Origin of the sequence: Erwinia sp. B116 (assembly GCF_002865965.1) — a bacterium.
Lineage (GTDB): Bacteria > Pseudomonadota > Gammaproteobacteria > Enterobacterales > Enterobacteriaceae > Erwinia.
In genome coordinates, this window is the sequence record NZ_JRZZ01000027.1 from 14112 (window position 1) to 17973 (window position 3862).

Consider the following 3862-nt stretch of genomic DNA (forward strand, 5'->3'; position numbering starts at 1 on the left):
CGAAATTCAAACAGGCCAAGGCCGTCGTTCACGATGCTGTAAGCGAGGGCTTCACTGCTGGCCGCCGCCCGGGCCTGATTCTCCAGCTGCAGGAAGGTGGCAAACGCGCGTTCGCCGGCGCTCTGCTGTGGCGCGGTCACGGCGCCACCGCGAACTGCGCGCTGCCGCTCATGCCCGAGAGCAGGCCGTCAGCGTTACCGACCACTTTGCCGGTCAGGCCCAGCGTCTGGCTGCTTTCATCGATGCGTGCGCCGGGGCGCAGCACTTCTGCCGCCAGCGGCGTGCCGGTTTCATCCGGGGTAAAGGTAAACTTCTGCCCCGGTTTCAGCTGCGCCAGCCAGCGCGAAGGCACCAGCAGGTGGATCTCCAGGTGACGGTTGTCAACGATCTCCAGCAGCGGCATGCCCTGGCCGATAAACTCGGACACCTGCGCCTTGCGCGTCACCACCTGCCCGGCGAAGGGGGCGATCACTTTGCAGTGGCTGGTCTGGATCTGATAGACCTGGCTTTCCGCGGCGGCCTGCGCCACTTTCGCCTCCGCCAGCGCCACCGCGTTGCGGCCGACCGACTTCAGGTCGGCCAGCTGGCGGTTCTGGCTCAGCTCCTGCTGTGCGGCGCGCATCGCCGCCTGTGACGCCGCCAGCTGCGCCTGATAGACGGCGCAGTCGAAGCGCACCAGCAGGTCGCCCTTCTGGAACGCCTGACCTTCGCGGAACGGCATCTCGACGATGCGGGCGTTCAGCTCGCTGGAGAGTGTGGCCTGATCGACGGCGCGCAGCACGCCGCGCGCCTGTTTACCGGCATCCGCCGTGGCCGCCGGTGCCGTTGTCTGCAACGGGTCGGCCAGCGGGTCCGGCGCTGTCTCTGCCGCCGGCAGCGGCGAGGCCGCTGCCAGCAGTGCCGCCATCATCCAGCGGGCGGCACGATTATTTGCTCTGTTCACGGGGAATTCCTGCTTAGCGTGCAATGTTACCGGCATCCCAGCGTTTTTCCGTCTGCGCCAGCGCGCGCTCTACCGAAGCCAGATCGGTCAGCTGCTGGCCGCCTGCCAGCGGGTCAAGACCCACGGTTACGAAGATCTGACCGTAAGCGTTGCGCAGCTCGGCGTAGGCAAGATCGTTACGCAGCGAGGTATTGACCGCGTTCAGTTCGCCCTGGATCAGCTGCAGTTCACCAATGCTGCCCGCCTGGAAGCGGTTGTTCAGCTGGGTGAGGATGTCGGCATCCAGCTGCTGCAGCTCTTTGCCGGTGTGGTACTGACGCTGCGCCTCGTTAAAGTTGGCGCGCGCCACGTACAGCTGCGCGAGGATCGCCATCGACATCGCCTGACGGCGCACTTCAGAGACGTCCTCACCGGCTTTCGCCACTTTATACGCCTGCGGGCCGCTGAACAGGTTAAACAGGTTCCAGGTCACTTTCGCCCCGGCGTCCACCCAGTGCTGATTGACCAGGAACGAGTTGCTGTCGTAGTTGCCGCCCACGGACAGCTCAATGCCCGGCAGCATGCGCAGCAGCGATTTACGCGTTTCCGCCGCGCTGATGCGCACCTGGTAATCCTGTTCGCGCAGCTCCGGGCGGTTAACCAGCGCCGCGTTTTCCAGTTCGGCGAACGGCACCTTCAGCGCCGGTTCCACCAGCTGCCCTTCCGCCGGCAGCGCCAGCTTATAGTCGCTGCCCAGCGGCAGGTTCATCAGCGTGGCCAGTTCGGTTTTCGCCAGCGACAGCGCGCGGCGCTGCTCTTCCAGCTGACGGGTGGCATCCAGCAGCGCACGCTGGTAGCTGTAGGCTTCGACGATATCGCCCACTTTGCGCACCGACTGGGTGCGGCTGTTTTCACGCGCCATATTGACCCGCTCAATTAGCGCATCGATGCGGCCCAGCAGGCGCTCGGCCGCCACCGCACGCCAGTACGCGGACTGCACGTCCTGCACGATGGTATGGGTGACCTTACGGCGGCGCTCTTCGGCGATCCAGCGTTTATCCGACTGCTGATGCGCGGTAACGTAGCTGACGCCGAAGTCGAGGATGTTCCACACCATGGTCAGATCGCCAACTGAACGGGTCTGATCCTGCGAGGTGGACGGCTCCAGCGACTGGTTACCGGACAGCACGCTGCGGCTGCTGGAAGCGCTGATATTGTCACGGGTGGTGTAACCGGCCTGCGCCGCCATTTTCGGCAGCATATCAAAGCGCGACAGATCGACCTGCTGCTGTGCCAGCGCGCTCTCCATCACCTTCAGGCGCGATTCAAGGTTGTATTTCAGCGCCCGCGCGGTGGCGTCATTCAGGGTGATCGGCGCGGTGACCGGCTCCTGGTTGCTGAACATGGTCTTCAGATCGGCAGCCGCGCGCTGGCGGCTTTGATCTTTGTTGATCTGCTGGGTAGAGACGGCACAGCCGCTGACGATTAAGGCCAGCAGGGTCACACTGAAAACTTTTGCGCACTTATGCATATTCTTTTTTCACCCTTAATGGTGGTTTAGTTGTACGTGGTTCACCGATGCCCTGATTAAGCCTGCGGTGTGATGTCTCGTAATGCGCTTTCCAGCGCGGCGATCTGTTCTGTCCGTTCCGCTTCCGGCTGGCTCAGCTGCTGGCTGAACAGCGGCGTACCAAATACCGAGGTTGGCTGTACGGTCTGGTTAATAGTGTTGTCACTGACCTGCTGCCAGCTGCTGCCGGAGAACACTTCCAGTCCGGTGGCGCCCGGCAGCGACGGGATAGCGAACTGGGCGGCAAGGCTGGAGCGGCCACTCATATCGCCGTTGACGTCGCTGCCGTGGCTGCGGCCGTCCACAGGCTGATAGTGGTTAACACCGTTCTGGCTGAACACGCCTGCCAGGGTTGAGGATCCGCTGCCGTCACCGCCCTGCTGGCCGCTGCTGAACGCCGCCGTAATCGATGGTGCATCGCCTGCCGGGGTGCCCTGCGGAGTAAACAGCGAGCCGCTCTCCTGCGGGCTGCCGTCACCCTGCGCCAGGCCGAGCAGGGTCAGCTGTTCGCGGGAATAGCTGGCGTTTTGCCCGCTGTCCACCGCGCTGTGACGCTGCTCGCTGCGGAACTGCGGATCGCCGTTGAGGAAGTCGGCGGTACGCAGGGTAAAGCTGCTGCTGACCGATTCACCGAAGTGGTCGGTGGCGGTGATGCGCACGGTGATACTGCCCGCCAGCGTTGGCGTGCCGCTCAGCGTGCGGGTGGCCGGGTCGAAGCTCAGCCAGCCGGGCAGAGCCGAGCCATCGGCCAGCGTGGCGCTGTAGCTCAGCGCGTCTGCGCTGTCCGCATCGCTGAACGCACCGGCCGGCAGCGTCAGGCTGAACGGCTGCTGCTGGGTGGCCAGCGCATCGTTCAGCCCGCGGGTTTGCGGGGTGCTGTTGCTGTACGAAGCGTTGCTGATATCGCTGCCGACGCCGTTACCTGCGGCATCCGTCGCCAGTGATGCGCTGGCGTTATAGCGCAGCTGCAGCGTGCCGTTGCCGGTGACGTTGGTCAGCTGGATCTGCCAGTGCGTGGCATCAATAGCGGTAACCGAAGTCAGTGTGGCGTTCAGCGAACCCGTGGTCAGCAGGCTGAAATCGGCCACGCTGAGACCGCTGACCCCTTCCGACATTTCCAGCTGATAGCTCAGCGTCTGCGCTTCGCCACCGGCGTTCAGCGTCAGGCTGACCGGCTGCGGATGCTTCGTGTCGATGGTGAAGTTGCCGGACGACACCAGGCCCTGTCCGGTATTGCCTGCCGCGTCGCGAACGTACGTCTGGTTCAGGACGATCAGGTTAGTCGCGTCGGTCACGTCGGCGTTCGGCGTATAGGTGCCGGTCCAGGTGATCCCGCCGTCGGTGGTGATCAGCTCGGACAGGGTGCCGTT

The 3862-nt window shown here is 64.1% G+C and carries 3 protein-coding genes; all 3 read right to left on the reverse strand.

All coding sequences use genetic code 11. The features are described 5' to 3' along the window. Nucleotides 1–136: 136 nt before the first annotated feature. Nucleotides 137–943: an efflux RND transporter periplasmic adaptor subunit gene (locus NV64_RS16510; RefSeq protein ID WP_233209013.1), complete on the reverse strand. Its 807-nt coding sequence runs from the start codon at nt 941–943 to the stop codon at nt 137–139. A gap of 13 nt (nt 944–956) precedes the next feature. Continuing rightward, complete coding sequence (locus NV64_RS16515) at nt 957–2453, reverse strand: TolC family protein (protein WP_056234314.1); 1497 nt, start codon at nt 2451–2453, stop codon at nt 957–959. Between the two features lie 56 nt (nt 2454–2509). After that, a partial coding sequence (locus tag NV64_RS16520; RefSeq protein ID WP_199177682.1) for an Ig-like domain-containing protein occupies nt 2510–3862 on the reverse strand: 1353 nt, incomplete at its 5' end.